Genomic DNA, 5,021 nt, shown 5'->3' with positions numbered 1-5,021 from the left:
TCAAACCCTTATAGAAAAGCCGTTTCAGTTTCCGACTCCCTAATACCGACTGCCGAGGACCGCGCGCAGCGCTATAGAGGGAGTTTAGCTGCACTCCCCCTGCCGATCGTCGCCCGTAAAACCGACGGATTTCGATGGCTTTTAAAGGTCGAGTTGCTGCTGGGCGAGGTGGTGGTACAACCCCCCGATCGCGATCAACTCGTCGTGGTTGCCCCGCTCCACCAAAACGCCGCGATCGAGGACCAAAATCAGGTCAGCGTTGCGAACCGTCGAGAGGCGGTGGGCGATGATAAACGTAGTGCGATCGCGGCTGAGTTGTTCCAAATTCCGCTGAAATCGCTGTTCACTCTCCGTATCCAACGAACTCGTCGCCTCGTCCAAAACCAGGATCGGCGGTTTCCCCAACAGGGCCCGGGCGATCGCGACCCGCTGCCGCTGTCCCCCGGACAAACTCGACCCCCGCTCCCCGACCTTGGTGTTGTACCCCAAGGGCAAACTCTGGATGAAGGCGTGGGCCTCCGCCAACTTGGCCGCCTCCACCACATCTTCCAAATCGTACTCGTCCCGGTACAGGGCGATATTTTCCTCGATCGTCCCGGAAAATAAATAGCACTCCTGCGGCACCACCCCCATATGTTGGCGCAGGGACTGGGGAGAAATGTGACTGACATCGTGTCCGTCCACCGAGATGCGGCCGCTGCTGGGCAGGTACAACCGCTGCAACAACTTCACCAGGGTACTTTTCCCGGAACCGCTGCGCCCGACGATCGCCACCGTCTGCCCCCGCTGCACCTCAAAAGACAGGTTTTGCAGGGTATTGACTTCGGCATCGTCCGAATAGCGGAAGGTGACGTCCTCGAACCGCACGTTCCCCTCCACCGAGGAGAGTACCAGCAGCGGGTGCCGGGGATCTTCCTCCGGTTCGCTGTCGAAGACGTCGTTGAGCCGCTCCACCGAAATCAGCACCTCCTGGAGTTCGTCCCAGAGGCCGACCAGGGACAGAACCGGGCTGATCACCTTGCCCTGCATCATGTTGAAGGCGAAGAACTGGCCGATGGTCAGGTCTCCCTGAATCACCATCATCACCCCGAACCACAGCAGGGCCGTACTGCCGACGGTGTTGATGGCCTGGCTGATCAATCCCAGGTTGATCCCCAACTTCTGCCCCTCAAACCGGGCGTTGAGTTGCTTGGTGAGCCGGTCTTCCCAGCGCCAGCGCAACTCCTGCTCGGCGGCGACGGATTTGAGGGTCTGCACCCCCGTCATCATCTCCACGAGGGTGGAGTTTTGGTCGGCGACGGCGTTGAAGACTTTGCGCGACATCCGGCGCAGCAGGGGGGTCGAAACCAGGGTGACGATGACGATGGGCGGGATCAGGCCGAGGATGAGTACCGTCAGGCGCCAGTTGTAGTAGAGCATCAAGCCCAGGTAGACAAATCCCGTCACCAGGTTGAGCCAAGCCAGGAGAATTTGGCCGATCAGGAATCGCTGGATTTTTTGGTTTTCCTGAACCCGGGTGATGATGTCCCCCACCCGGCGGGTTTCAAAGAAGCTCAGGGGCAGGGAGAGGGCGTGGCGGATGAAGCCGGAGATCATCGTCAGGTCGAGGCGGTTGGAGAGGTAGCTGAGGAGATATTGGCGGACCGACGAGAGGCCCAAACTCCACAGCCCGAAGATCAGGGCGCCGAGGGCGAAGACGTGCAGGCTGGTGACGCTGTTGTTGACCACGACGCGATCGAGGATGATCTGGGTCAGCAGGGGCGTGACCACCCCGAACAGTTGGACGAGGATGGAAATCAGGATGATTTGCAGGCCGAGGGAGCGGTGGGGCCACAGCAGGCCCATGAACCGGCCGAGCGATCGCTTTTGGTTGGGCACTTCGTCGAGGCGCTCGGTGGCCTCCAGGAGCAGGGCGTAGCCCGTCCAGCCGTCGAGAAATTGCGATCGCGACAGTTTCCGTTTTCCCTGGGCCGGGTCGCCCACCCAGACCTGTTTTCCCCGCACCCGGTAGACGACGATGTAATGGTCGCCCTGCCAGTGGGCGATCCAGGGATGTTTTTCGTCTTCGAGGCGCGTGAGGCTGGCCCGCACGGGTCGGGCTTGGTAGCCCAGGCTTTCCGCCGCCCGCGCCAGCCCTTTCAGGGAGGCACCGGAGCGCCCCACGCCGGCCAGGTTGCGGAGCCGGTTGAGGCCGAAATCTTTCCCCCAGTACCGGCTGATCATCGCCAGACAGGCCGCGCCGCAGTCGGAGGAACTTTGCTGCTCTACAAAGGGATCGGAGCGCAAGAAGCCTCCCCAGGGACGGCGGCGCTTCGGTTTGGGAAAGTTCAGCGCCGGGGCTTGGGAAGGGTCTTTGAGGGCCGCCGGGGCTTCCGCGGCGGGTTTGGGGGCGGGTAAGGCCGGGGCAATTTTGGGGACTTTCGCCGACATTTTGCCGCCGTTCTGTCGGTTCGCCGTATCGGGGGAGAGGGTGTCCCAGTCGCCCTGGGGCAGGCTCAACACGATCGCCGCACTCCGCGCCACCCAGCTTTCCGGCGGCGGTTCGGGTCCCCACCCGTCCCCGACATTGGGGGCGGCGGGTGTCCCGTCGATTTCGCCGCCGTAGAGCCAGAAGCGGGCGGGATCGCCGCCCGAGAGGGTCCCCACGGGGGTTCCGGCTTCGAGGTGCCGTTGGGCAACCTCGGGGAGGATGGCTTTCAAATAGCGACTGGGGCGCGATCGCAGGTCGGTTTGGGTTTTGAAGAAGATCAGGTGCGATCGCCGTCGGGCCACGGTTTGCAGGTGGGCTTCCAATTCCGGGAGCGAAATTGAACCCAGGTTCAGGCGGGCGATTTCGGCGTTGGAGGCGGCGACGGCCTGGTAGGGGAACCGGGGGCGATCGCACGGTTCCCAATCTCCCCCAAAACAATCCCCCGGTCCGAGCACGTCCACGGAGACTTCCCGTTCCTTGGCGCGATCGAAGGCCAGCAGGCGCACCCGCCCCCCACAGACTAAATACAAACTTTTTTTGTGATTGTGTTCGGAGTGAACAGCAGAACCGGAAGTTTTGTCAGATGATAGAGTTGCGGGGGAATATTCGAGGATCGCTTCCCCGAGTTCGTAAGTCCGGCCAAACTCCACAAATTGGCTGAGATGGGTTGCTGCGTCCGGAGCGGCATTCGCCTCCGTCAGCAACGCTTGAAAGGCTTGGCGGGTGCGTTCGAGAACCTGCACTGGGTTGGTGTCAGTTTCGGTTTTCGCAACCGGAAAGTTTGTATTGATCATAAGTTTCACTACGAAATAGGCAGTTGACAGAGGGAGAGGCTGTCTTCTGGATCGGGGGTCGAACTGAAAGGCGATCGGTGTCCCAATCCGGTTGATAGGGAATTGAGATTTAGAGCTCGATGCCTCCGGCGGAAGCCGGTGAATGACCGGTCACGCTCCCACGGATTGGAAACCCAGATGGGGAAGGGTACCGTCCCCCCCATCAGACGTTGACAAGATCTTCGCCTTCTGCTCGACCCCCAATTGACCGGTATTTCAGCGCATCAATCGGGTGTAGTAATGAGTTGGGACAAAAATTATTTAATGATCGGCAAAGTGCGCGAGAACAGAAGCGATAAAAATCTTACAACGTACCTTCCTTTTGGGGTGAAGTCCAAAACTCGCGAAACCGGAGAGTTGAAGACCTCAGATATCCACGAACCCAATCCCATCCCGAACGATTGGATCAGGTTGGGAATCTGGCACTGAGATGACAGACAAGATATCAGAGGAACGATGGACCTGATTGATTCTAATTTTCTACATAAATCCGGCATACAAGGTTTTATATCAAGCTTTAAGCAACCGTGCAATCCCTTTAATAAAAGTTTTATATTCGTCCGAAGTTGACTTTATATAAGTTTTTCAAAACAATCGGTTGCATCCCTTTTTTGATGGGGGTTTCCGGGATTTGAGGAGTCGAGGCAATGTAAAGATTGTCGCCGAGTTTCAGTCACGGGGTTCCCCATCAAACCCGACCCATGTTTATATCAATCAGTCTGATACAACAGTTCGATTTGAGTTGGCAACAATCGGGCCGGGATTGGGAATGCCGGCCTCTGTCTCCAGATAGAAATTGACGGGATGAAACCGGAGGTTCCCCGCCCTCACTCGGCGCAAATGGACTCCGGATCGACCCCCCCCTGGTACTCGCAGCTAAACCCGTCCTCGCACCAGGCGGCGAGATCGACGTCGGGGAGGCGAACCACATTGTCGCAATTCGGTTGCCAAATCTGAGAAAGGAACGCCCACAGCGTCGCCCGGGTCACGTCCAGGGCGGTTTTGAGGGCGGATTCCCGGTTTCCCGGAACCCCCGATTCCGCCACCAATTCCACGTCCACCCAAATGCCGTGGGAACCCAACACGATGCGGGCCATCCACGCCGCCCTGGGGAGGTGGGTGCGGGAGGTGAGCATTTTGACGTGGTGGACGCCCCAGCGGCTGAGGAGGGGTTGGGCGAAGAAAAAGTTGCCGAATGTCGAATCCGCGCATTTTTCCAGCCACACGCGGTCTGGGGGGGCATCGATGCGATCGAATAACTCGACGACACAGGGATCATCCGATCCGGTGGAAATCAGGATCGGAATTTCGGGAGATTGTTTCGCCAGTTGGGAGACGTAAATTTCCCGGCGGATGCTGCCGCCGAGCACGAAAAAGGCATCGACGGGTACGTTGGAAGCCGATCGCAGCGTCAGCAGGTTGCGGGCCACGGACGAGCTCAGAACCAGGATCAATGCGATCGCACCCGCAAGCAAAATGCGGCGGTACCGTCGGAGGGAGGAGCGTTTCGGGCGGTGGGGACTCATGGCAGTCGGGGGATTCCGTTTCTATCTTATTTGAGCCGATCGCGATCGGGTTGTTCCGGAATTTGGGGATAGGGTGTAAGGTTTAGGGGCAACCGTCTCCGGTTGTCGCTTGCAATTCACGTAAAATCTCCGATACGTTTGGAAGCTCTGTCTCTTTAGAGCAGGGAGGAAAAACGAACGGCGGCTTGAGTC

At 58.9% G+C, this 5,021-nt stretch carries 2 protein-coding genes; both read right to left on the bottom strand.

Going from position 1 to position 5,021, the window contains the following annotated elements; all coding sequences use genetic code 11:
- Nucleotides 1–141: 141 nt before the first annotated feature.
- Nucleotides 142–3,264, bottom strand: coding sequence for an ABC transporter transmembrane domain-containing protein (locus tag LKE08_RS09640; protein ID WP_324704007.1), 3,123 nt, complete (start codon nt 3,262–3,264; stop codon nt 142–144).
- 866 nt (nt 3,265–4,130) lie between these two features.
- Nucleotides 4,131–4,829 (bottom strand): YdcF family protein, encoded by a 699-nt coding sequence (locus LKE08_RS09635; protein WP_324704006.1) that lies wholly within the window; start codon nt 4,827–4,829, stop codon nt 4,131–4,133.
- Between the last annotated feature and the right edge of the window lie 192 nt (nt 4,830–5,021).

This window comes from Lyngbya sp. CCY1209 (assembly GCF_035615495.1).
In the GTDB taxonomy this organism is placed as follows: domain Bacteria; phylum Cyanobacteriota; class Cyanobacteriia; order Cyanobacteriales; family Microcoleaceae; genus Limnospira.
This window is presented reverse-complemented; position numbering and strand designations above follow the sequence as displayed.

What these genes read in the sequence shown, in the direction of transcription:
- LKE08_RS09635 (WP_324704006.1), bottom strand. Translation starts at nt 4,829, where the DNA reads ATGAGTCCCCACCGCCCGAAACGCTCCTCCCTCCGACGGTACCGCCGC.
- LKE08_RS09640 (WP_324704007.1), bottom strand. Translation starts at nt 3,264, where the DNA reads ATGATCAATACAAACTTTCCGGTTGCGAAAACCGAAACTGACACCAAC.